The sequence below is a fragment of the Knoellia koreensis genome (assembly GCF_013041615.1).
In the GTDB taxonomy this organism is placed as follows: Bacteria; Actinomycetota; Actinomycetes; order Actinomycetales; family Dermatophilaceae; genus Pedococcus; species Pedococcus koreensis.
In genome coordinates this window covers 111,466-135,236 of sequence record NZ_JABEPQ010000004.1, presented here as the reverse complement: position 1 = coordinate 135,236, position 23,771 = coordinate 111,466, and the positions used below count along the sequence as shown (strand labels likewise).

Below are 23,771 nucleotides of genomic sequence, written 5' to 3'. Positions count from 1 at the left end.
AGGAGGCATGCATGAAGGTGACCGAGCGGTGGCGTTCCGACCGCATGGACCGCGACATCACGCTGGTGCGGTGGGGCCACTACGGCACACCCGTGCTGCTCTTCCCCACGGCTGGCGGTGACGCCGAGGAGGTCGAGCGGCACCACCTGGTCGGCCACCTCGCTCCACTGATCGACGCCGGACGGGTCAAGGTCTACTCGTGTGACAGCGCGGCCGGTCGGGCCATGGCGCAGCACGAGGGGTCGACCGACTACCGGCGGTGGCTGTTCAACCAGTACCACCAGGCGATCGCCGAGGAGGTCGTGCCGGCGATCCACGCCGACTCCTCACCGGGGCCGGTGATCGTCGCGGGCGCTTCCATCGGGGCCTTCAACTCCCTCGCCATGATCTGCCGCTACCCACACCTGTTCGGCGCGGCTGTCGGGATGAGCGGCACCTACGACATCGAACGCTTCATCGGCGGCCGGTTCACCGACGACTTCTACTTCGCCTCGCCGCTGCACTTCCTCCCGGGGCTCGAGGGGCCGGGGCTCGACGTGCTGCGCCAGCGCTACGTCGTGCTGGCCTCTGGCTCGGGACGCTGGGAGGACGTGGGCGAGTCGTGGCGGGTCGCGGATGCCCTTGGTGCCAAAGGCATTCCGAACCGTGTCGATGACTGGGGCGATGCCTACGACCACGACTGGCCGACCTGGTGGGAGATGCTGCCGCTCTACCTCGACGACCTCGTCCCGTGACCCCCGTGCAGGGCGAGGGCGCCCCGGGGGCCGACCTCGCCGCGCGTCTGTCCGCCGCCGTCGAGGCGGGTATGCCGCGGGTGCGGGACGACCTCGCGCGTCTCGTCTCCTTCCGGTCGGTGGCCAACGCGGCGATCGAGCCGGTGGAGGAGTGCCGGCGTGCGGCCGAGGCCGTGGCGGAGCTGTTGACGGAGGTCGGCGTCGCAGGCGTCGAGGCCATCCCGACCGCGGACGAGTCGCTGGCCGTCGTCGGGCGCACCGCGGTCGCTGGTAGACGCCGGGTGCTCAGCGTGCTGCTCTACTCGCACTACGACGTCGTGCCGGTGGGCGACCCGTCCCTGTGGACTGTCCCGCCGTGGGAGCTGACCGAGCGCGAAGGGCGCTGGTATGCAAGGGGTTCCGCCGACTGCAAGGGCAACTTCCTGGCGTCGGTGCTGGCCTTGCGGGCGCTGCGTGAGGTGCTGGGGGAGTGGCCGGTTGAGGTCGCAGTGGTCTGCGAGGGCTCGGAGGAACAGAGCAGCGGCGGACTGGAGGCGCTGGTGCGCGCCCGACCCGACCTCGTGCAGGCCGACACCATCCTCATCGCCGACACCGGCAACGTCGAGGCCGGCCTCCCGACCCTCACCACGTCGTTGCGCGGTACGGGCAGCGTGCTGGTGACGGTGAGAACCATGGAGCGGGCGGCGCACTCGGGCATGTTCGGCGGCGCCGCGCCGGACGCCCTCCAAGCGCTGCTGATGGCCTTGGCCAAGCTGCGCGACGCGTCGGGGGAGACCACCATCGACGGCCTCGACCACTCCGGGGTCTGGGACGGAAACCCGTTCGACGCCAGGCGATTTCGGCACGACACCGCTCTGCTCGACGGCGTCGCTCCCTTGACGGGTGACGGCACCATCGGCGACCTGCTCTGGGCGCGGCCCGCCGCCACCGTCATCGCGATCGACGCGACGCCGGTCTCGCAGGTCACCGCCGCCGTCCACGCGGAAGCCCGGGCGGTCGTCAACCTGCGCGTCCCGCCCAGCACGGATGCCGCTGTGGCACAACGACTTCTGATCGAGCACCTCGAGCGCCACACGCCGTTCGGGGCCCACGTCGAGGCCAAACCCGTGTCTCTGGGACACGGCTTCACCGCCCGAACCGACGGACCGGCATACCGGGCGATGGGGCGCGCCATGGAACGTGCCTTCGACCGCCCACCGGTGACGACGGGCCAGGGCGGGTCCATCCCGCTGGCGACCACGCTGGCCGAGCTGGTGCCGGACGCCGAGATCATGCTGCTGGGGGTCGAGGAGCCAGCGTCGCGCATCCACGCGACGGACGAGTCGGTCAGCCCCGACGAGCTGCGTCGCACCGCTCTCGCCCAGGCCCTCTTCATGGCCGACCTCGGGGGCCTGCTCGACGCCTGACCGTCATCCACAGGTGACGCCTGCAGGCGGCGTCGTCCACAGGCGGGTTTGCCGCGCCTGCCCGTGACGCCGTCGCCTCACCAGAGTGGGTGGCATGAGTGCTGATCCCCTGCGGCTGCGAGACCTGGCGCAGCGCCTCGACGCCGAGGCCGAGCAGGCGCGTGCACTTGCGCGTCGGGTCGATGCAGTCAGCGGGGTCGCCTGGCAGTCGGCCGCGGCGGAGGCCTTCCGCGAAAGGGTTGCCGAGGCGGCGATCCGGTTGCGGCACACCGCGACTCGTCTCGACGAAGCGGCCGATCTCACCCGGGCGCACGCCCTTGCGGTGGAGCGGGCCATCACCGCCCTCGCCGAGGTGGCCCACGACGCCGCCGCCGCGGCACAGGAGGTGGGGACGGCTGTGCCGCGTGCGGTGGCCACCGGTGCCGATGACGCCGCCCGGTGGGCTGCCCGGCACGCGGGTGACGTGGTTGCGGGCGGCTGGAGGTCACCGGACTGATGGGGATCGACGTCTCCGGTGGGTCTGGCGGCACCAGCGTCGGGCTCGAGGACTTGCTGGCGGCGGCAGCGAGCCTGCACTCGGCGGGTGGCGAGCTGGGTGAGGCTCTGGCCCGCGTCGTCGCTGGCGTCGTGGCGAGTGATCTGGCGCAGAGCCACCCGCTCAGCCCGGCCACCGCCGCGTGGGCAGAGACGGCCATCGCCCGCGCCACCGGGCCGACCGGGTTGGTGTCCGACGTCGCGGCCCTCGAGGGCCTCGCCGAGCTCACGCGAGGCGCGGTCGCGGCATACCGCGCGTCGGAGGCAACGGTCACGGCCGGCCTGCAAACGGCCCGTGAGGGCCTCATGGTGCTCGTGGGGCAGCAGGTGGCCGGTCTCGTCGTCGCGTCGATGGTGTTGGAGGCCAAGGGAGTCGACGTGGCGGCGGTGACTGACCGGGCTCTCTTCGAGGCTCCACAGGTGGCCGACCTCGGCGGCAGCACGGCTGGGCTGGCGCTGGGTCTTGCGACCAACCCGCTGACCGCGCCGTTGCTGCGGCCGGGGCTCGCCGGGAGGGACGATGCGGACCGCGGGCTCGACGGTGGGCCGGCGGGCCCGGACGAGCTCGGGCTGCGCGTGCTGGCCGACTCGGCAGGTGCTTGGGGCCTGCTCGACGACTCGGGCCGGGCCGTCGTCGAGCCGGAGCCGGCGCCGGGACCTGGCGCCCGGGCTCCGGTGGATCTTGCCTCGTTGGCCCGCGACCAGGCGAGGCTCAGCGACGCCGAGGACTACCCGGGACGGGTGCGCGTGGTCGAGGTGCCGCAGGAGCGTGGGTCCGCGTGGCTGGTCGAGATCTCGGGTACGCAGGTGTGGGACCCGCGCGCCGGCGAGTCGGCCCACGACGTGACGACCGACGTGCGGCTCATGGCGCAGGAGTCGACCGTGCTTGCCGACGGGGTGCAGCAGGCCCTGGCCGAGGCGCAGGCGGCGTCGGGCCGGGACACCACGGCCGAGCCGGTGCTGCTCGCGGGCCACAGCCTCGGTGGGATGGTTGCGGCTGGGCTGGCGTCGTCACCGGCGTTCCGCACGCGGCACGGGCGGGTGAGCGTGGTGACGATGGGGTCGCCGGTGTCGCGTATGCCGGTGCCGGCCGAGGTGTCCGTGCTCGCCCTCCAGCACACCCAGGACGTCGTGCCCCGGCTCGACGGGCGAGCCGACCCGGACCGGCGCTCGTGGGTGACGGTCACCCGTGACCTGCGCGGGGACGCCGACGTGTCTCGCACGGTCAGAGGTGCCCACGACAGCCGTGAGTACGTCCAGACCGCGCAGGAGGCGGACCGCTCCGTAGACCCTTCGCTGCGCGACTGGCGCGAGTCGCACCAGCAGTTCTTCGAGCCAGCGCCGGGCCGCGAACCGACGATCCGCGACTACCGCATCGAGCGCCTGAAGGACGGGCCATGACAGACGCCGTCGCGCAGGTCCCGCTGAGGATGCCCCTGTCGCTTGCTAGCGCAGGGTCTCGGCCGCCGGCGGCGACTGGGTGACGAGGGCGCGGAGGCGAGCGACGGCATCCGCGCGGGCGCCGGCGAGGGCGGCATCGGGCACGTCCGCGGGGCGCAGCGGTACGGGGCGCGGTGAGCTGTCGATGCGCTCGCGGACGGCGGCCAGCACGGCGGGCTCGGTCCCCCACGACCCGCCGAGGACCACGACCGAGGGATCGCTCACCGCGACGACCGCCGCGACGACTCCGGCCACGGCATCGGCGATGACGTGCAGCCGCGCCGTCGCCCGAGCACCTCTTCCGGTCACGGACCGAACCACCTCGGCCACGTCGATGGCCGTGCTGCCCTCGTGGTGGAGCCCGAGCCGCTCGAACACCTCGGTGCAGGCCATGGCCAGACCCCGGGGACCCGGCACGACGACGTGTGCCACCTCTCCGGCGAGACCGGTGGCGCCGCGCACCACCGAGCCGTCCGCCACGAGGGCACAGCCGAGGCCTTCGCCGAGGTGGAGGAACGCGAAGTCGTCGAGGTCGCCGTCACCGGCTGACCGTTCGGCGAGCGCGGACCAGTTCACGTCGTTGTCGACGACGACCGAGCCACCCACCACCGGCGCGAGTGCCCCCGCGGGGTCGAGGGTGCCGACGAGGAAGGGGGAGTCCGGCAGCTGCACCAGTCGCCCCGTGTGACGGTCGACCGGGTCGGCCACGGACACGACGGCCAGGCGCGCCCGGTCGGCACCGGCAGCGTGCAGCGCTGACTTCGCGGTGGAACTCAGCGCCCGCGCAACGGCCGTGGGTTTGGCGGGCCGGGTCACGCCGGCCGTCTCACGTGCGAGCACCTTTCCGCGGACGTCCAGGGCCTCGGCGACGATGCCCTCCGGAGCCACCGACACGGCGAGCGCCAGACCGGTTGCAGGGGACAGGTCGTAATAGACACCGGCGCGACCCCGACCGGTGCTCCGGTCGCCCGTGTCGAGAACCGCACCCGCCGCCTCGAGCCGTCGCATGCTCTCGGTGACGGTTGGCTTCGACAGGCCCGTCGCGCTGGCCAGCTCGGCGCGGGTGGAGGGCCCGTGCTCGATGAGGGCGGTGAGGACGGTGGTGTCACTCAGCTGGCGCAGCAGGTCGAGTGACGGCTTGGTGGAGGTGGCCACGCAGGCACTCTAGTAAGGACCCTTGCCCAAATCCTACGAACCTGCCACACTCTCTTTTGGTAAGGAGTCCTGACTAGAGGAGTCGACGATGACCCAGGCCACGGCATACGACATCACCCGCCCTGAGCTCCCGCACTGGGAGGAGCCGCCCGCGGACCTCTCCGGCGCGATCCGCGAGATCAAGACCGCGCTGCGCGCAAGGATCGAGGCGTCCGGTCGCACCGTCGACGAGGTCTTCGAGGTGGTCGAGCGCAAGGTGGCCGACCGGGTCGCCGAGATCACCGCCGCCAAGGAGCGGGGCGAGCAGGTCTGGCCCGTCATCGAGTACGCCGACATCGAGTCCGGTGCCGTCACGCCCGAGCAGCTCGAGCACCTCAAGCGCCGCGGCTGCCTCGTCGTCCGTGGCCACTTCTCCCGCGAGCAGGCTCTGCAGTGGGACCAGGACATCGTCGACTACGTCGAGAGCAACCACTTCTTCGACAACTACCGCGGCCCCGGCGACGACTTCTTCGGGACCGTCGGCTCCAAGCCGGAGATCTACCCGATCTACTGGTCGCCCGCGCAGATGCAGGCGCGTCAGAGCGAGCGGATGGCGACGGTCCAGGGGTTCCTCAACCGCCTGTGGACCTCCGAGTCCGATGGCGAGCAGTGGTTCGATCCCGAGCGCGACTCCCTCTACCCCGACCGCATCCGCCGCCGCCCCGAGGGCGCCGACTCCGCCGGTCTCGGCACGCACCTCGACCCCGGCACGCTCGACCTGTGGATGACGCAGGCCTACCAGCAGGCGTTCCGCCACCTCTTCGACGGCAGCGTCGAGCAGTACGACCCGTGGGACGCCAGCCACCGCACGGCCGGACCGCAGTACCCCGGCTCGACGATGTGCTCGGCCTTCCGCACCTTCCAGGGCTGGACCGCGCTCTCCGACATGGACCACGACCAGGGCGTCCTGCACACGGTGCCGATCCCCGAGGCCATGGCCTACCTCATGCTCCGCCCCCTGCTCGACGACGTGCCCGACGACGAGATGTGCGGCGTCACGGTCAACCAGGTCTTCCCGGCCGACTGGAAGTGGCACTCGCTGCTCATGGAGGGCCTCGCCGGCATCCCCGACGTCCAGGCCGGCGACTCGGTCTGGTGGCACTGCGACATGATCCACAGCGTTGCGCCGGTCCAGGACCAGAAGGGCTGGGGCAACGTCATGTACATCCCGGCCGCCCCGTGGTGCCCGCGCAACGAGGCGTATGCCGCGAGCGTCCGCGAGGCGTTCCTCACCGGGTCCAGCCCGAGCGACTTCCCCGAGGAGCACTACGAGCGCGAGTGGCCGAACCGCTTCCAGCCAGAGGACCTCAACGAGACCGGGCGCCGCGGCCTCGGCATGGAGTGATCCGCGCCGCCTGACAGAATCGCGCGGGTGAACCCGTCCACCGCGCTCGCCACCACGATGGTCGACGAGCTCGTGCGTCAGGGCGTGCGGCACGTGGTCGTGTGCCCCGGGTCGCGCTCCGCGCCGTTCGCGTATGCCGTCCAGGCGGCCGAGCGCGCAGGTCGCCTCACGATGCACGTGCGTGTCGACGAGCGCTCGGCCGCGTTCCTGGGGCTGGGGCTCGCCAAGCTGACGCGGGTGCCGGCGGTGGTCGTCACGACGTCTGGCACCGCCGTCGCCAACCTGCACCCCGCGGTGCTCGAGGCGCACCACGGCGTCGTGCCGCTGCTGGTGCTGTCGGCCGACCGGCCGGTCGAGCTGCGGAGGACCGGTGCCAACCAGACGACCGTGCAGCCTGGCATGTTCGGCGACGCCGCGCGTGCGGAGTTCGACGTCGAGGCGCCCACGAGCGACGATCTCGTCGGTGCGGAGGCGGGTTCGTGGCGGGCGGTGGTGGGCTCCGCGGTCGCGGCGAGCCGTGGGGTCGGCAGCGAGCCCGGCCCGGTGCACCTCAACGTCCAGCTGCGCGAGCCGCTCGTGCCTGATGCCGACGAGGCTGGCCCGGCGGATACCGTTGGAAAGGCGGGAACGCTCGGAGGGGCGGAAAGCCTTGGACAGCAAGGGGGCTCGCGTCCGAGCGCATTCCCCGCAGCCACGGGCGCCGGTGATGGCGTCCAGCAGCTCGACGAGTTCGACCCGACCATCGAGCGCACCCTCGTCGTGGTCGGCGACCTGCCGGAGCCGGGACAGTTCGAGCAGGCCGTCGCCTGGGCGAGCGCCCACGGGTGGCCTGCGGTGGCCGAGCCGTTCGGCGACCACCCGCGGCCGGGCGTCATACCCGGTGGACCGCTGGTGCTGTCGGACCCTGGCTGGCTCGACGCACATGCACCCGACCGGGTCGTGACCGTGGGTCGGCTGACGTTGTCCCGTCCCGTCTCAGCGCTCCTGCGGCGACCCGGTGTCATCGTCGAGGCGGTCGCCGCGCACCAGTGGATCGTCAACCGCCCCAAGGAGATTCGTACCCACCCGGCGTCGCTGCTCGACCAGCGACCGCGAAGGCCTCGAGACACGTCGTGGGCCGACGAGTGGCGCACAGTGGGGCATCGCGTGGCCGCGGCGCTCGCCGAGCAGCCGCCAGCCTGGCCGACCGGAACAGCTGTGGCCGCAACGGTTCTCGGCGCGCTGCCCGACAACGCGGTGCTCTTCCTCGGGTCGTCCAACGGTGTCCGCGACGTCGACTACCTGGCGGGTGGGCGGACCCGGCCGCTGACCGTCGTCGCCAACCGCGGCCTCGCCGGGATCGACGGCTGCGTCTCGACAGCCGCGGGCATAGCGCTCGCTGGCGACGGGCCGGCATACGCCCTCATGGGTGACCTGACGTTCCTCCACGATGCGAACGGGCTCCTCGTGGGTCCGCTCGAACACCAGCCCGACCTCACGATCGTCGTCGTCAACGACGACGGGGGCGGCATCTTCACCACCCTGGAGCCGGGCGCGCCCGAGCTGGCAGAGGACTTCGAGCGCGTCTTCGGCACCCCCACGGGCACCGACCTGGCTGCCCTGTGCGCGGCTCACCACGTGCGCCATGTGCTGGCCGAGTCGCCCGACCAGCTCACCACAGCCGTAACCGAGCAGCCGCACGGCCTCACCGTCGTCGAGGTGCCGGTAGACCGCTCGACCCACCGCACCGAGCGCGACCGCCTCCGCGCGGTCGCGACGAAAGCGTTGCGGCAGTAGCAGATCGAGAGGTGGTCCAATGTGCGAAACTATGGACGTGCGACTGCACCTTGAGCTCGACGACGACCTGGCGCGCCGGGTTGACCAGGTCTCTGGCCCGCGTCATCGCAGTGCGTACGTTCGGGCAGCCATCGTGCGAGCGCTCGGGGCGGACGAGCGTGCGGAGTCGTTGCTGGCGGTCGCCGGCTCGTTGCGCGACACGCGGCATGAGTGGGACGCGGATCCCGCCGCGTGGGTCAGGGAACAACGTCGCGACGAGGTTTGACGCGCCGGCTGATGGTGGTCCTGCTCGACACCACGGTTCTCAACGATCACCTCCGGGGGGGGCCGGTTGTGCGCGGGTAACCCCAAGGACTTCCCGATGATCAGCGTCGAGCACTGGCCGGTCGGCGAGTAGCCGAGACCCGCGCCGCTGCGACCTCAGCCGCCGGACAGAGCGTCGCGCATGGGGACGAGCTTGGCGTCGGACTCGGCCACCTCGGCCTCGGGCACGGACCCGGCGACGATGCCGCAGCCGGCGAAGATCCGCATGGCCGACGCCGACCCCGGCTCGAACGCGCCGCTGCGCAACGCGATCGCCCACTCGCCGTCGCCGCTGGCGTCCATCCAGCCGACCGGCCCGGCATACCGGCCACGGTCCATGTGCTCGAGCGCGCTGATGACCGCGTCAGCCACCGCCGACGGGGTGCCGCACACCGCCGCCGACGGGTGCAGCGACGCCGCCAGCGCCAACGAGGTCGCGTCGTCGGCGAGGACCCCGGCCACGTCGGTCGCGAGGTGCATGACGTTGGCGAGGTGCAGGACGAACGGCGACTCGGGCACGTTCATCGACGAGCAGTGCGGGCGCAGCGCGTCGGCCACCGAGCGCACGGCGTACTCGTGCTCCTCGAGGTCCTTGCTCGACCGGGCCAGCGACGCCGCCAACGCCAAGTCGTGCTCGTCGTCACCGGTGCGGCGGATCGTGCCGGCGAGCACCCGCGACGTCACGAGGCCACGCTCGAGCCGCACCAACATCTCCGGCGTCGCACCGACGAGCCCGTCGACCGCGAACACCCAAGTCGTGTCGTAGCGCTCGGCCAGCCGCTCGAGCAGCCACCGCGCGTCGATCGGCTCGGAGGCCTCGACCCGAAGGTCGCGCGCCAGCACCACCTTGTCGAGCTCACCGGCGGTGATGCGGTGTACCGCCTCGCTCACCGCACCGGCCCACTCCGCAGGCGACAGGGCGCCATCCGCGTAGGCCACCCCAACAGGGGAGTGGGGCGAAGGCTGTTGCGGCACAACAGCACCCGGCGCGGGAAGGTCAGCGCCGGTGCCTGTCGTCGTGACCCACCACTTGCCGTCGCGCGCGCCGACGACGACCTCGGGGACGACGAGAGTCGCGCCCGCAGGTGAGTCCGCGGCATACGCGATCGACCCAAAGGTGACCGGCCCGGTGCCTGGCAAGCCGACCTCGTCACGCACGACGGCGCTCGCGACGACGTCGCGCCACCACTCCTGCGCCCGCGCGAACCGGTCGGGGCCGGTCGTCGTGAACTCGAGCGTGCGGCCCCAACCGACGAGGCCCTCGCCGCGCCGCACCCAGCTGGACAGCGCGCGCGGGTCGCCGACCTCGGGCAGCAGGCGCAGCAGGGGGCCGGCGTCGGCGAGGGGGACGGTGCGCGCGACGAGCGGCGGGCCGCTGGGGTCGGGTGAGCCGGCGGCGGACGGAAGGCTGGTCATGGCACCGGTCAGCCTACGACCGGGCGACGGGCGTCGCGTGCCGGGTGCGAGGATGACCGCATGAGCCGCGCCAGCCTGGACAAGGACCCGCGTGACGTCGCCGCGATGTTCGACGACGTCGCGGGCAAGTACGACGTGACCAACGACGTCCTCTCGCTCGGCCAGGACCGGCTGTGGCGGCGGGCCGTGGTCAAGGCGGTCGGCGCGAAGCCGGGGGAGTCGGTCCTCGACATCGCGGCGGGCACGGGCACGAGCAGCGAGCCGTTCGCCGATGCCGGCGTGCACACGGTGCCGGCAGACTTCTCCCTCGGGATGCTGCACGTGGGCAACCGGCGCCGCCCGGACCTGGGGTTCACCGCGGCGGATGCGATGCGGCTGCCGTTCGCGGACGACAGCTTCGACGTGGTGACCATGTCGTTCGGGCTGCGCAACGTGGCGTCGGTGCCGACGGCGCTCACGGAGTTCCTGCGCGTGACGCGGCCGGGTGGGCGGCTCGTGGTGTGCGAGTTCAGCCAGCCGACGAACCGGGCGTTTCGCAAGGTGTATGCCGAGTACCTCATGGGTGCCCTGCCGCCGGTTGCGCGCCGGGTGTCGTCGAACCCGGACTCCTATGTCTACCTGGCGGAGTCGATCCAGGCCTGGCCGGCGCAGCGCGAGCTGGCGCTGACGATCCGCGACGCGGGGTGGTCGGACGTGGCGTGGCGGAACCTGACCGGCGGCATCGTGGCGCTGCACCGAGCGGTCAAGCCCGAGTCGAGTGCCTGAGAACGACCCCTGGGTAGTGCTCAGGCACTCAACTCGGGGTAAGGGTCGCCTAAGTGGTGTGACGGGGCCGGGAGCGGAGTAGTCTCGCCCGGAGCAGTTCGTGAAGACGTTCACAAGCGTGAGGCACAGCGTGACAACACCGATTCCCGCCGCGTCGGGCAGCGCCCCGGCGACGGAGTCAGCCGACGTCATCGTCGTCGGCGCCGGCCCTGCCGGGTCGGCCACCGCGGCATACCTCGCCATGAGCGGGCTGGACGTCCTCGTCCTGGAGAAGACCGCGTTCCCGCGCGAGAAGGTCTGCGGCGACGGCCTCACCCCCCGCGCGGTCAAGGAGCTCATCACCCTCGGCGTCCCCACGCCCGAGGAGGACGGCTGGATCCGCAACCACGGCCTGCGCATCATCGGCGGCGGCATGCGCCTGCAGCTGCCGTGGCCAGACCTCGCGAGCTTCCCGCCCTACGGCCTGGTGCGCACCCGCCAGGACTTCGACGACATCCTCGCCAAGCACGCCGTCAAGCACGGTGCGCGGCTCCGCGAGTCGACCAACGTCACCGGGCCGATCCTCGACGACCGGGGTGCGGTCGTCGGCGTGACCGCCAAGGCGGTCGACGAGAAGGGCCGGTCGACTGGCCCAGAGCTTCGGTATGCCGCGCCGCTGGTCATCGCGGCCGACGGCAACTCCTCGAGGTTGTCGCTGTCGGTGGGGCGCGAGAAGCGTGAGGACCGCCCGATGGGCGTCGCCGTGCGCACCTACTACACGAGCCCACGCCACGACGACGACTACCTCGAGTCCTGGCTCGAGCTGTGGTCGACCGACGAGAACGGCAAGAAGGTCCTGCTGCCCGGCTACGGCTGGATCTTCGGTGTCGGTGACGGCACCTCGAACGTCGGCCTCGGCATCCTCAACACCTCCAGCGCGTTCGGCAAGACCGACTACAAGGACGTCATGCGGCGCTGGGTCGCGACGATGCCGCAGGACTGGACCTACAACGACGAGACCATGGTCGGTCCGATCCGCGGTGCCGCGCTGCCGATGGGCTTCAACCGCCAGCCGCACTACGACAAGGGCCTGCTGCTCGTCGGTGACGCCGGCGGCATGGTCAACCCGTTCAACGGCGAGGGCATCGCCTACGCCATGGAGTCCGGCCGGCTCGCGGCCGAGGTCGTCGCGCAGGCCTTCGCCCGCGGCACCGACGCCCAGCGCGAGCGGGTCCTCCAGTCCTACCCGAAGGTCATGGGCGACGCGCTCGGCGGTTACTACACGCTGGGCCGGTACTTCGCGAAGATGATCGGCAACCCAGAGGTGATGCGGCTCGCCACCAAGTACGGCCTGCCGCGCACGACCCTCATGAAGTTCCTCCTCAAGGTCATGGCCAACCTCGCCGAGCCGCACGGCGGCGACGCGAGCGACCGGCTGATCGTGGCCCTCTCCAAGATGGCCCCGGACGCATGAGCGGCCCGCACTCGACCAGCACCGAGGCCGCGCGTGCATTCTGCGAGCCCGCCCCTAGGATTGGGCCGCACGGCCTGAGCCTGCGGCAGGCAGTTACGACGGAAGGGAAGTGACACGGCGATGACGGACCCCTACGTCCCGCTGTTGTTCCTGCTGGCGATCGGTGGCGGTTTCGCCGTCTTCTCGGTCTTCGCGGCCGCGATCTCGGGCCCCAAGCGCTACAACCGCGCCAAGCTCGACGCCTACGAGTGCGGCATCGAGCCCACCCCGCAGGCCGCGGGTGGCGGGCTGCGCGTGCCGATCAAGTACTACCTGACCGCGATGCTGTTCATCATCTTCGACATCGAGTCGGTGTTCCTCTACCCGTTCGCGGTGGCCTTCGACCAGCTGGGCCTGTTCGCGCTGGTGGAGATGGTGCTGTTCATCCTGACCGTGTTCGTCGCCTACGCCTATGTATGGCGCCGCGGCGGCCTGGACTGGGACTGAGAGGCAAGAGGCAATGGGTGTTGAGGAGAAGCTGCCTGCCGGCTTCCTGCTGACGACGGTCGAGCAGGTCGCGGGCTACATGCGCAAGAGCTCGGTCTGGCCGGCGACGTTCGGCCTGGCCTGCTGCGCCATCGAGATGATGGCGGTCGGCACGCCCGACTACGACATCGCCCGCTTCGGCATGGAGCGGTTCTCGGCCACGCCCCGGCAGGCCGACCTGATGATCGTCGCCGGCCGCGTGAGCCAGAAGATGGCCCCGGTCGTGCGCCAGGTCTACGACCAGATGCCCGAGCCCAAGTGGGTCATCTCGATGGGTGTCTGCGCCAGCTCCGGCGGCATGTTCAACAACTACGCGATCGTCCAGGGGGTCGACCACATCATCCCGGTCGACGTCTACCTGCCGGGCTGTCCGCCCCGCCCGCAGATGCTCCTCAACGCGATCCTCACGCTGCACGAGCAGATCCAGAACTCCAAGCTGGGCGTCAACCGCGTGGCCGCGGCCCGCGCCGCCGAGGAGGCCGCGCTGCGCGCGACCCCGACCCACGAGATGACCGGCCTGCTGGCCGCCGGCGCCGGGAGCGCCAGCCCCAACCAGCTGCCGATCTCCCCGGTGGGCCACACGCACGACGCCGGCCACACGCACGGAGGTGCCGCCTGATGGCCGAGGAGAAGGACCCGAAGCAGGCGACCGCGAACAGCAACATCGACGGCACCCAGAGCAAGGCGTCGGCGCAGGACAAGACGGCCGGCCCCGACCAGCCGGCCTCCCAGGCCGCGACCTCCACGGCTCCGAACCAGCCGGGCACCGTCGTCGACCGGGAGAGCGGCGAGCGGCTGCCGGCCCAGCCGGGCACGGCACCCGACCCGGTCGTCGTGGGTGAGCGGCGCGGCATGTTCGGCGCGGTCGAGGGTGGCGACACCTCCGGCTACGGCGGCCTGCGCAGCCCGATCCTGTTCCCCGGCACGGCAGTTCGGCCCTACGGCAGCTACTTCGACGAGATCGCCGACCGGCTCGAGGGCGCCCTCGACAGCGGTGCCGGCGACGCGGCATACGGCGAGGCGATCGAGCGGGTCGTGGTCGACCGCGGTGAGCTGACTCTGTTCGTCCGCCGCGAGCACCTGCCCACGGTCGCGCGGGCGATGCGTGACGACCCGGCGCTGCGCTTCGAGCTGTGCACCGGCGTCAGCGGCGTGCACTACCCGCACGAGGAGGGCCGCGAGCTGCACGCGGTCTACCACCTGCTGTCGATCACTCACGGTGGCCGCCGCGTGCGCCTCGAGGTGACCTGCCCCGACAGCGACCCGCACATCCCGTCGATCGTCTCGATCTACCCCGCCAACGACTGGCACGAGCGCGAGACGTGGGACATGTTCGGCATCGAGTTCGACGGGCACCCCGCGCTCACGCGCATCCTCATGCCCGACGACTGGCCGGGCCACCCGCAGCGCAAGGACTACCCCCTCGGCGGCATCCCGGTCGAGTACAAGGGCGCCACCGTCCCGCCGCCGGACCAGCGGAGGTCTTACAACTGATGACGACGTACCACGACGACATCTACGCCACCTCGGGCGACAACACCCTCGCCGACGAGGAGGCCCACGTCTTCAACGCCACCGGCGGTGACTGGGACCAGCTCGTCGACGAGGCAGCTGCCCTGCACGAGGAACGCATCGTCGTCAACATGGGCCCGCAGCACCCGTCGACGCACGGCGTGCTCCGCCTCATCCTCGAGCTCGACGGCGAGACGGTGACCGAGACCCGCGCGGGGATCGGCTACCTGCACACCGGCATCGAGAAGAACATGGAGTTCCGCACCTGGACCCAGGGCGTGACCTTCTGCACCCGCATGGACTACCTCACGCCGTTCTTCAACGAGGCAGCGTTCTGCCTGTCCGTGGAGAAGCTGCTCGGCATCACCGACCAGGTGCCCGAGCGGGCCAACGTGATCCGCGTGCTCATGATGGAGCTCAACCGCATCACCTCCCACCTCGTGGCGCTGGCCACCGGTGGCATGGAGATGGGTGCGACCACCGTCATGACGGTCGGCTTCCGCGAGCGCGAGCGCATCCTGTCGATCTTCGAGATGGTCACGGGCCTGCGCATGAACAACGCCTACATCCGCCCCGGCGGTGTGGCCCAGGACCTGCCGCCCGGCGCCATCGACAAGGTGCGCGACACGATTCCGTTGGTGCGCAAGGGGCTTGGCGAGCTCGAGATGCTGCTCAACGAGAACCCCATCCTCAAGGGCCGCATGGTCGACGTGGGCTACCTCGACCTGACCGGCTGCATGGCGCTCGGCATCACCGGCCCGGTGCTGCGCTCGACCGGCCTGCCGCACGACCTGCGCAAGCTCGAGCCCTACTGCGGCTACGAGACCTACGACTTCGACGTCATCACCCGCACCGAGGCCGACGCCTACGCGCGACTGCGGATTCGCATCGACGAGATGTACGAGTCGCTCAAGATCGCCGAGCAGTGCATCGACCGGCTCCAGTCCAACCCGGGCCCGGTCATGGTCGAGGACAAGAAGATCGCGTGGCCGGCGCAGCTCGCCATCGGCGGCGACGGTATGGGCAACAGCCTGGACCACATCCGCGAGATCATGGGCACCTCGATGGAGTCGCTCATCCACCACTTCAAGCTGGTCACCGAGGGCTTCCGCGTGCCGCCGGGTCAGGCGTATGCCGCGGTGGAGAGTCCCAAGGGTGAGCTCGGCTGCCACACGGTGTCCGACGGGGGAACGCGCCCCTACCGCGCGCACTTCCGTGACCCGTCCTTCAACAACCTCCAGGCCACGGCCGCGATGTGCGAGGGCGGCCAGGTTGCCGACGTCATCGTGGCGGTCGCCTCGATCGACCCGGTGATGGGAGGAGTTGACCGCTGATGGCTGGTGACAACTTCGGTATGCAGACTGCGGCCGGGCACCTGACGGTGGCCGCCGAGTCCAAGGAGCCCTACACCGCCGAGCAGCTCGCCGGTCTCGACGCCGACGCTGCCCAGGTCATCGCGCGCTACCCGCAGAAGCGCTCGGCGCTGCTGCCGCTGCTGCACCTGGTGCAGAGCGTCGACGGCTACGTCACGGGCCGCGGTATCGACTGGTGCGCCGACAAGCTCGACCTCAGCACCGCCGAGGTGTCGGGTGTGGCGACCTTCTACACGCAGTACAAGCGTCACCCCAACGGCGAGTACACCGTCGGCGTCTGCACCAACACGCTGTGCGCGATCATGGGCGGCGACCAGATCTTCGACGAGGTCTCCGAGCACCTCGGGATCGGCCACGACGAGACCACGCCCGACGGCAAGGTCACGCTCGAGCGGATCGAGTGCAACGCGGCCTGCGACTACGCCCCCGTGGTGATGGCCAACTGGGAGTTCTTCGACAACCAGACGCCCGAGTCGACCAAGGCGCTCGTCGACGACCTGCGCGCCGGCAAGGACGTCAAACCCTCGCGTGGACCGAACAAGGTCTGCACCTTCAAGCAGGTCTCGCGGGTGCTCGCCGGGTTCAACGACGGCCTCGCCGACGAGGGTGTGGGCGCGGGCCCGGCCTCCCTGGCCGGTCTCGAGGTCGCGCACGAGCACGGCTGGACCGCCCCGAAGGCGCCGAAGGCCGACAGCACGAAGGCAGACGACGAGAGCGCCGACAACAAGAGCTCCGACAACAAGAGCGCCGACGCCAAGACCGACGCCAAGGCCGACGCCAAGACCGAGGCGAAGGCGACCGGCGACGCGAAGGCGCCGGGACGGCATACCTCCGGCAATGCCGCGGCCAACGACCCCGACGAGAAGCCGACCGCCCAGGGCACCCTCTTCGACGACGGGGCCGAGGGCAAGGGCAAGGAGGGCAAGGCATGAGCACCCAGCTGACCCCGATCCTCACCGACTTCTGGGACGACCCGCAGTCGTGGACCCTCGCGACCTACGAGAAGCACGAGGGATACCAGGGCCTGAAGAAGGCGCTGGGCATGAAGCCCGAGGACCTCGTCCAGATGACCAAGGACTCCGGCCTGCGGGGTCGTGGTGGCGCCGGCTTCCCCACCGGCATGAAGTGGGGCTTCCTGCCCCCGCCGGACGGCGGCCCCCGCTACCTCGTCGTCAACGCCGACGAGTCCGAGCCGGGCACCTGCAAGGACATCCCGCTGATGATGGCGGCGCCACAGTTCCTCATCGAGGGCGTGGCAATCACGTCGTTCGCGATCGGCTGCAACCACGCCTTCATCTACCTGCGCGGCGAGGTCGTGCACGTCTACCGTCGCCTGCTGCGCGCGGTGGAGGAGGCGTATGCCGCGGGCTACCTCGGCAAGAACATCCTCGGCTCCGGTTTCGACCTGGACGTGACGGTGCACGCCGGTGCCGGCGCCTACATCTGCGGTGAGGAGACGGCGCTGCTCGACAGCCTCGAGGGCCGCCGCGGCCAGCCGCGGCTCAAGCCGCCGTTCCCGGCGGTCGCCGGCCTCTACGCGCGCCCGACCGTCGTCAACAACGTCGAGTCGATCGCGTCGGTGCCGCCGATCCTGCTGCACGGTGCGGACTGGTTCACCGAGATGGGCACCGAGAAGTCCCAGGGCTTCGGCATCTTCAGCCTCTCGGGCCACGTCAAGAACCCCGGCCAGTACGAGGCGCCGCTCGGCATCACGCTGCGCGAGCTGCTCGACATGGCCGGCGGCATGCGCGACCCCAACAAGAAGCTCAAGTTCTGGACCCCGGGTGGCTCGTCCACGCCGCTGTTCACCGACGAGCACCTCGACATCCCGCTCGACTTCGAGTCGGTGGCCGCGGCCGGGTCGATGCTCGGCACCCGGGCGCTGCAGATCTTCGACGAGACCACCTGCGTGGTGCGCGCCGTCGACCGATGGACCGACTTCTACAAGCACGAGTCCTGCGGCAAGTGCACCCCGTGCCGTGAGGGCACCTGGTGGCTCAAGCAGATCCTCGGCCGGCTCGAGCACGGGCAGGGCGACGAGGAGGACCTCGAGAAGCTGCTCGACGTGTGCGACAACATCCTCGGCCGGTCGTTCTGCGCCCTCGGCGACGGCGCGACCAGCCCGATCACGAGCAGCATCCAGTACTTCCGTGACGAGTACCTGAAGCACCTCGAGCTGGGCCACTGCCCGTTCGACGTTCGTGAGTCGACGCTCTTCCACAAGGACCGTGTAACAGCATGACTGTGACCGAAGACAAGAAGGCCGCGGGCGCCGGCCAGCCCCCCGTCGAGATGGTGAACCTCACCATCGACGGGGTGCCGGTGTCGGTGCCCAAGAACACCCTCGTCATCCGCGCCGCCGAGCAGATCGGCGTCGAGGTGCCGCGGTTCTGCGACCACCCGCTGCTCGACCCGGTCGGCGCCTGCCGCCAGTGCCTCGTCGACATCGCGACGCCCGGCCCCGACGGCGCCCTGCGCCCGATGCCCAAGCCGCAGGCGTCGTGCACCATCACCGTGTCCGAGGGCATGGAGGTCAAGACCCAGCACACGTCCAAGGTCGCCGACAAGGCGCAGCAGGGCGTGATGGAGCTGCTGCTCATCAACCACCCGCTGGACTGCCCGGTCTGCGACAAGGGCGGCGAGTGCCCCCTGCAGAACCAGGCGATGAGCAACGGCCGCCCCAAGAGCCGCTTCGAGGACGTCAAGCGCACCTACCCCAAGCCGATCAACATCTCCTCCGAGGTGCTGCTCGACCGGGAGCGCTGCGTCCTGTGTGCCCGCTGCACCCGTTTCTCCGAGCAGATCGCCGGTGACCCGTTCATCGCGCTCGTCGAGCGTGGCGCGCTGCAGCAGGTCGGCATCTATGAGGAGCAGCCGTTCAAGTCCTACTTCTCCGGCAACACCGTGCAGATCTGCCCGGTGGGTGCCCTGACCGGTGCGGCCTACCGCTTCCGCAGCCGCCCGTTCGACCTCATGTCGACGCCGTCGGTGTGTGAGCACTGCGCGTCCGGCTGTGCGGTGCGCACCGACCACCGGCGCGGTGTCGTGCTGCGCCGCATGGCGATCAACGACCCCGAGGTCAACGAGGAGTGGAACTGCGACAAGGGCCGCTGGGCCTTCCAGTACGCCACCATGGGTGACCGGTTCGAGTACCCCATGGTGCGCGGCGAGGACGGCGAGCTGCACGTCGCGACCTGGCCCGAGGCGCTGGCCGCCGCGGCCGCCGGCCTCCAGGCCGCCAAGGCCACCGGTGTCCTGACGGGTGGCCGGGTGTCCGCCGAGGACGCCTACGCCTACGGCAAGTTCGCGCGAACCGTGTTGGCCACCAACGACATCGACTTCCGCGCGCGTCCGCACTCGGTCGAGGAGGCGGAGTTCCTCGCGTCCACGGTCGTGGCCACCGGGATCTCGGAGGATGGGGCCGGGGGTTCGGTTTCCTATTCCGACCTCGAGCAGGCCAAGACCGTCGTCCTCGTCGGGTTCGAGCCCGAGGAGGAGAGCCCCATCGTCTTCCTGCGGCTGCGCAAGGCGGTCCGCAGGAACAAGACGGCCGTGTATGCCGTGGCGCCCTTCGCCACGCGCGGGCTCGACAAGCTGAACGGGACGTTGATCCCGTCCGCCCCGGGCACCGAGGCCGAGGTGCTGCGTGCCCTCGGCGACGGTGTCACCGGTGACGGTGCCGCGGCCAAGGCCGCGCAGGCGTTGCAGGGCGAGGGCGTCGTGGTCCTCGCCGGGTCGCGGCTCGCGACCGTGCCGGGTGCGCTGTCCGCAGCCGCCGCACTCGCGTCGTCGACCGGTGCCCGGCTCGCCTGGGTGCCGCGTCGGGCCGGTGAGCGCGGCGCGCTCGAGGCCGGTGCGCTGGCCACGCTGCTGCCCGGTGGTCGTCCCGTGTCGGACGCCACCGCGCGCGAGCAGGTCGCTGACGCCTGGGACGTCGTCGGGCTGCCCGACGCAGCCGGACGCGACACCGCGGGCATCATCGAGGCCGCGACGACCGGCGCGATCGACGCGCTCGTCGTCGGCGGTGTCGACACCGACGACCTCGGTGACGACCGCGCCGAGGAGGCGCTCGCCAAGACCTTCGTCGTCTCGCTCGACTTCATCCCGTCGACGGTGACTGCGGTCGCCGACGTCGTGCTGCCGGTCGCGCCGCACGCCGAGAAGGGCGGCACGTTCGTCGACTGGGAGGGCCGGGTGCGCCCCTTCGAGGCGGCGCTCGATACCAACGCCCAGTCCGACTACCGCGTGCTCGACATGCTCGCCTCGGAGATGGGCGCCTTCCTCGGCGCGCGCACGCTGGCCGAGGTGCGCGCCGAGATGCGGACGCTCGGCCCGTGGACCGGCACCCGCGCCTCGGCCCCGGCTGTGGGCGCCACCGACGTACCGACGTTCGGGGAGGGCGAGGTCGTCCTCGCCACCTGGCACCTGCTGCTCGACGACGGCACGCTCCAGCGGGGCGAGCCGTTCCTCGCCGGCACGCGCCACGACCCGAGCGCGCGCGTGTCGCCCGCGACCGCTGCCGCCTTCGGCCTCACCGACGGTGACTCCGTGCGCATCTCGACCGACCACGGCGCGGTGACGGTGCCCGCCGAGGTCGTTCCTGACATGGTCGACCACGTGGTCTGGCTCCCGACGAAGTCGCCCGGCAGCTACGTGCACCGTGACCTCGGTGTCGACGCCGGTGCGGTGGTCGCCCTCGCCAAGGCCGCCGACGTCGCGGAGGTGACGCAATGAGCACTTTCACGTATGCCGCGGACGTCGTGACCGGCATACCTCACCTCGCGGGTGGGGCGCTGGCCGCGACGACCGACCCCACGGACAACCCCGTGGCCGACTTCAGCGACACGCCCTGGTGGCTCAGCCTCGTCAAGGCCCTGCTCATCTTCGTGTTCCTGCTCGTCAACACGCTCATCATGATCTGGTTCGAGCGGCGCGTGATCGGCCGGATGCAGCAGCGTCCCGGCCCCAACCGCACCGGCCCGTTCGGCCTGCTCCAGACCCTCGCCGACGGCATCAAGCTGGCGCTCAAGGAGGACCTGACGCCGAAGCACGCCGACAAGGTCGTCTTCGCTCTGGCCCCCGCCATCGCCGGCGCCATGGCGTTCGTGTCGTTCGCGATCATCCCGATGGGCCCGATGGTGTCGATGTTCGGGCACCGCACCCCGCTGCAGCTCACCGACGTCCCCGTCTCCGTGCTGCTCGTGCTGGCCGTCGCCGGTGTCGGCGTCTACGGCATCGTGCTCGCCGGCTGGTCCTCGGGCTCGACCTACCCGCTGCTCGGTGGCCTGCGCTCCACCGCCCAGGTCATCTCCTACGAGATCGCGATGGGTCTGTCGCTGGTGGCGGTGTTCCTCTTTGCCGGGTCGATGTCGACCTCGCAGATCGTCGCGGCCCAGAACAACTTCTGGTACATCGTGCTCATCCCGAGCTTCCTCGTGTACGTCGTGACGATGGTCGGCGAGACCAACCGGTTGCCGTTCGACCTCGCCGAGGGTGAGGGCGAGCTCACCGGTGGCTTCCACACCGAGTACTCCTCGCTGAAGTTCGCGATGTTCTTCCTCGGTGAGTACGTCAACATGTTCACCGTCTCCGCGCTCGCGACGACGATGTTCCTCGGCGGCTGGCAGGCGCCTCCCGGCATCGCCGCCATCAACGACGGCATGTTCAACGAGGGCTGGTGGGGCCTGCTCTGGTTCGTCATCAAGCTCTGGGCGTTCATGTTCTTCTTCGTCTGGCTGCGCGGCTCACTGCCCCGCGTCCGCTACGACCAGTTCATGCGGTTCGGGTGGAAGTTCCTCATCCCGTTCACCCTGGCCTGGGTCGTCGTCGTGGCCTTCCTGCGCGCCGCCCAGAACAACTGGATCGGCGGGCCCGCCCTCACCATCGGCAACCGCACGTTCCCGCTCGTCATGATCGCGTTCATCGTCCTCGTCGGTGGCGGCGTGCTGCTCGCCTCGTGGATCTGGGACAACAAGAAGATCGAGCGCGAGGCCGAGAAGGACGCGCCGCCGCCGGAGGAGATCGACCCCTTCGCAGGCGGCTACCCCGTGCCGCCGCTGCCCGGGCAGCGGCTGCGCGAGCCCGCACCCGCGCTGACCGAGCGCGGCACCGACCCATCCGCATCGACGGAGGAGGCCACCCATGCCTGACCGCCCCGAGCAGGACAAGAAGGGCGGGTTCCTCTCCGAGCTGTTCGCGCCGGTCGCCGGCTTCGGCGTCACCTTCGCGACCATGTTCCGCAAGCTCGAGACGGAGCAGTACCCCGAGGAGAAGCGGCCCACCCAGCCGCGCTACCACGGCCGCCACCAGCTCAACCGCCACCCCGACGGGCTCGAGAAGTGCGTCGGCTGCGAGCTGTGCGCGTGGGCCTGCCCGGCCGACGCGATCCTCGTCGAGGGTGCCCCCAACGACGCCGACGGCGTCGGACGGTTCAGCCCGGGGGAGCGGTACGGCCGCGTCTACCAGATCAACTACCTGCGCTGCATCTTCTGCGGGCTGTGCATCGAGGCGTGCCCGACCCGGGCCCTCACGATGACCAACTTCTACGAGCTCGCCGACCACTCGCGCGCCGACCTGATCTTCACCAAGGACCAGCTGCTCGCGCCGCTCCAGGAGGGCATGGTCGCGCCGCCGCACCCCATGGTCGCCGGCACGGACGAGCGCGACTACTACCTCGGCAAGGTCACCCGGGCCACGCCGGAGCAGGAGGAGTGGGTGCGCGAGCACGACGCCCAGCCCGAGGACGGCACCGCCCCCAGCGGTGACCCCGTCGAGGGCGTGGACACCGTCGCCGACGGCCGCCAGGCCACCCGCGACACCACCGAGGCGGTGCGCCGGTGACTGCGCTGAACTGGCCCTGCTCGTCGGCCCTGCGGGCCTCGCTCGTGCCTCACTCGTGTCCTCGGGAGGTCCTCGCATGACCGGCCTCGGAGAACAGATCCTGTTCTGGATCCTCGGCCCGATCTGCGTGATCGCCGCCCTGGGCCTGCTCTTTGCCAAGAAGGCCGTCCACGCCGCCATCGGCATGGCGCTGGTCATGGTCAACCTCGGCATCTTCTACATCGCCCAGGACGCCGACTTCCTCGGCATCATCCAGATCTTCGTCTACACCGGCGCGGTCATGATGCTGTTCCTCTTCGTCCTGATGCTCGTCGGTGTCGACTCCGCCGACTCCCTCGTCGAGACGCTCAAGGGACAGAAGATCGCGACCCTGCTGCTCGCGCTCGGCCTCGGCTCGCTGCTGTTCGCCGCCATCGGCCGCGCCCAGTTCGGCCCGATGAAGGGGCTCGACGGACCCAACTCCAACCCCGGCAACGTCACCGGCGTCGCGGAGCTGATCTTCGGCCAGTACGTCTGGACCTTCGAGATCACCTCGGCGCTGCTGATCACCGCCGCGCTCGGCGCCATGGTCCTGGCCCACCGCGAACGGCTCGGCGCCAAGCCCAGCCAGAAGCTGCAGTCCCAGCGTCGCGTGAAGTCGAACGAGAACGTCGCCGGCCTGCCGGCACCCGGTGTCTACGCCCGCCACAACGCGGTCGACACGCCGGCCCTCCTCCCGGACGGCACGCCCAGCGAGCTGTCCGTGTCGCGTGTGCTCGAGGCCCGTGAGCAGATCACGGTGCCCACGAGGCACGTCGAGGCCGAGGAGGCCATCGAGCACGAGATCGAGGAGGGCGAGAGCCGGTGAACCTCGTCAACTACATCTACCTCGCGACCATCCTGTTCGCGATCGGTGGGGCCACGGTGCTGATGCGCCGCAACGCCATCGTCGTGTTCATGGGCGTCGAGCTGATGCTGAACGCGACCAACCTCGTGTTCGTGACGTTCGCCCGGATGCACGGCAACCTCGACGGGCAGGTCATCGCCCTGTTCGTCATGGTCGTCGCCGCCGCCGAGGTTGTCGTCGGTCTGGCCATCATCGTGGCCATCTTCCGTGCCCGCCGGTCGGCCTCGGTCGACGACGCCAACCTGCTGAAGCTGTAAGGGGCCCGCCAC

At 70.8% G+C, this 23,771-nt stretch carries 22 protein-coding genes; 20 read left to right on the top strand and 2 right to left on the bottom strand.

Annotated elements, in window-relative coordinates; all coding sequences use genetic code 11:
• Positions 1-11: 11 nt before the first annotated feature.
• From HJG52_RS16365 to HJG52_RS16350, 4 genes are all read left to right on the top strand, one after another.
• Positions 12-734, top strand: a complete 723-nt coding sequence (locus HJG52_RS16365; protein ID WP_171244697.1) for an esterase family protein — start codon at positions 12-14, stop codon at positions 732-734.
• On the top strand, positions 731-2,140 hold the full coding sequence (locus HJG52_RS16360) for a M20/M25/M40 family metallo-hydrolase (protein WP_346767793.1): 1,410 nt from the start codon (positions 731-733) through the stop codon (positions 2,138-2,140). Before HJG52_RS16365 ends, HJG52_RS16360 begins: the two co-directional genes overlap by 4 nt.
• Positions 2,141-2,234: 94 nt before the next feature.
• A complete protein-coding gene (locus tag HJG52_RS16355; RefSeq protein WP_171244696.1) occupies positions 2,235-2,636 on the top strand; it encodes a hypothetical protein in 402 nt (133 codons plus the stop codon).
• The gene (locus HJG52_RS16350) at positions 2,636-4,075 is read left to right on the top strand and encodes a PGAP1-like alpha/beta domain-containing protein (protein ID WP_171244695.1); all 1,440 of its coding nucleotides are present in this window, start codon (positions 2,636-2,638) and stop codon (positions 4,073-4,075) included. The genes HJG52_RS16355 and HJG52_RS16350 overlap by 1 nt, the downstream gene beginning before the upstream one ends.
• A 45-nt stretch (positions 4,076-4,120) precedes the next feature.
• Here HJG52_RS16350 and HJG52_RS16345 read toward each other — a convergent pair whose 3' ends face one another.
• The gene (locus HJG52_RS16345; RefSeq protein ID WP_171244694.1) at positions 4,121-5,269 is read right to left on the bottom strand and encodes an ROK family protein; all 1,149 of its coding nucleotides are present in this window, start codon (positions 5,267-5,269) and stop codon (positions 4,121-4,123) included.
• 88 nt (positions 5,270-5,357) lie between these two features.
• Here HJG52_RS16345 and HJG52_RS16340 point away from each other — a divergent pair, with 88 nt between their 5' ends.
• From HJG52_RS16340 to HJG52_RS16330, 3 genes are read left to right on the top strand one after another with little or no spacing between them, the layout of a single operon-like run.
• A complete protein-coding gene (locus HJG52_RS16340; protein WP_171244693.1) occupies positions 5,358-6,653 on the top strand; it encodes a DUF1479 domain-containing protein in 1,296 nt (431 codons plus the stop codon).
• 27 nt (positions 6,654-6,680) lie between these two features.
• A complete protein-coding gene (menD, locus tag HJG52_RS16335; RefSeq protein WP_346767792.1) occupies positions 6,681-8,429 on the top strand; it encodes a 2-succinyl-5-enolpyruvyl-6-hydroxy-3-cyclohexene-1-carboxylic-acid synthase in 1,749 nt (582 codons plus the stop codon).
• A 31-nt stretch (positions 8,430-8,460) separates the two neighbouring features.
• A complete protein-coding gene (locus tag HJG52_RS16330) occupies positions 8,461-8,694 on the top strand; it encodes a hypothetical protein (RefSeq protein WP_171244692.1) in 234 nt (77 codons plus the stop codon).
• 155 nt (positions 8,695-8,849) lie between these two features.
• On the opposite strand, the gene HJG52_RS16325 is transcribed toward HJG52_RS16330, so the two are convergent.
• A complete protein-coding gene (locus HJG52_RS16325) occupies positions 8,850-10,148 on the bottom strand; it encodes an isochorismate synthase (protein ID WP_171244691.1) in 1,299 nt (432 codons plus the stop codon).
• Positions 10,149-10,208: 60 nt separating this feature from the next.
• On the opposite strand from HJG52_RS16325, the gene HJG52_RS16320 reads away from it, so the two are divergent.
• The 13 genes from HJG52_RS16320 (at position 10,209) to nuoK (ending at position 23,759) form a co-directional block, all read left to right on the top strand.
• Positions 10,209-10,913: a demethylmenaquinone methyltransferase gene (locus HJG52_RS16320; protein WP_171244690.1), complete on the top strand. Its 705-nt coding sequence runs from the start codon at positions 10,209-10,211 to the stop codon at positions 10,911-10,913.
• Positions 10,914-11,043: 130 nt separating this feature from the next.
• Positions 11,044-12,366 carry a geranylgeranyl reductase family protein gene (locus HJG52_RS16315; protein WP_171244689.1) on the top strand — a complete coding sequence of 441 codons (1,323 nt, stop codon included), beginning with the start codon at positions 11,044-11,046 and terminating at the stop codon, positions 12,364-12,366.
• Positions 12,367-12,486: 120 nt separating this feature from the next.
• Positions 12,487-12,852: an NADH-quinone oxidoreductase subunit A gene (locus HJG52_RS16310; protein WP_171244688.1), complete on the top strand. Its 366-nt coding sequence runs from the start codon at positions 12,487-12,489 to the stop codon at positions 12,850-12,852.
• A gap of 13 nt (positions 12,853-12,865) precedes the next feature.
• Positions 12,866-13,510: a NuoB/complex I 20 kDa subunit family protein gene (locus HJG52_RS16305; RefSeq protein WP_240978116.1), complete on the top strand. Its 645-nt coding sequence runs from the start codon at positions 12,866-12,868 to the stop codon at positions 13,508-13,510.
• A complete protein-coding gene (locus tag HJG52_RS16300) occupies positions 13,510-14,385 on the top strand; it encodes an NADH-quinone oxidoreductase subunit C (protein ID WP_171244687.1) in 876 nt (291 codons plus the stop codon). Before HJG52_RS16305 ends, HJG52_RS16300 begins: the two co-directional genes overlap by 1 nt.
• Complete coding sequence (locus HJG52_RS16295; protein WP_171244686.1) at positions 14,385-15,737, top strand: NADH-quinone oxidoreductase subunit D; 1,353 nt, start codon at positions 14,385-14,387, stop codon at positions 15,735-15,737. Before HJG52_RS16300 ends, HJG52_RS16295 begins: the two co-directional genes overlap by 1 nt.
• 20 nt (positions 15,738-15,757) lie before the next feature.
• Positions 15,758-16,708: an NADH-quinone oxidoreductase subunit NuoE gene (nuoE, locus tag HJG52_RS16290; RefSeq protein WP_240978148.1), complete on the top strand. Its 951-nt coding sequence runs from the start codon at positions 15,758-15,760 to the stop codon at positions 16,706-16,708.
• Positions 16,705-18,018 (top strand): NADH-quinone oxidoreductase subunit NuoF, encoded by a 1,314-nt coding sequence (gene nuoF, locus HJG52_RS16285; RefSeq protein WP_171244684.1) that lies wholly within the window; start codon positions 16,705-16,707, stop codon positions 18,016-18,018. Before nuoE ends, nuoF begins: the two co-directional genes overlap by 4 nt.
• Positions 18,015-20,510, top strand: coding sequence for an NADH-quinone oxidoreductase subunit G (locus tag HJG52_RS16280; protein WP_171244683.1), 2,496 nt, complete (start codon positions 18,015-18,017; stop codon positions 20,508-20,510). Before nuoF ends, HJG52_RS16280 begins: the two co-directional genes overlap by 4 nt.
• Positions 20,507-21,925, top strand: a complete 1,419-nt coding sequence (nuoH, locus tag HJG52_RS16275; RefSeq protein ID WP_171244682.1) for an NADH-quinone oxidoreductase subunit NuoH — start codon at positions 20,507-20,509, stop codon at positions 21,923-21,925. Before HJG52_RS16280 ends, nuoH begins: the two co-directional genes overlap by 4 nt.
• Positions 21,918-22,616 carry an NADH-quinone oxidoreductase subunit NuoI gene (gene nuoI / locus HJG52_RS16270; protein WP_171244681.1) on the top strand — a complete coding sequence of 233 codons (699 nt, stop codon included), beginning with the start codon at positions 21,918-21,920 and terminating at the stop codon, positions 22,614-22,616. The genes nuoH and nuoI overlap by 8 nt, the downstream gene beginning before the upstream one ends.
• A 76-nt stretch (positions 22,617-22,692) precedes the next feature.
• On the top strand, positions 22,693-23,463 hold the full coding sequence (locus HJG52_RS16265; protein ID WP_171244680.1) for an NADH-quinone oxidoreductase subunit J: 771 nt from the start codon (positions 22,693-22,695) through the stop codon (positions 23,461-23,463).
• Positions 23,460-23,759 carry an NADH-quinone oxidoreductase subunit NuoK gene (gene nuoK / locus HJG52_RS16260; RefSeq protein WP_171244679.1) on the top strand — a complete coding sequence of 100 codons (300 nt, stop codon included), beginning with the start codon at positions 23,460-23,462 and terminating at the stop codon, positions 23,757-23,759. The genes HJG52_RS16265 and nuoK overlap by 4 nt, the downstream gene beginning before the upstream one ends.
• The last annotated feature ends 12 nt before the right edge of the window (positions 23,760-23,771 follow it).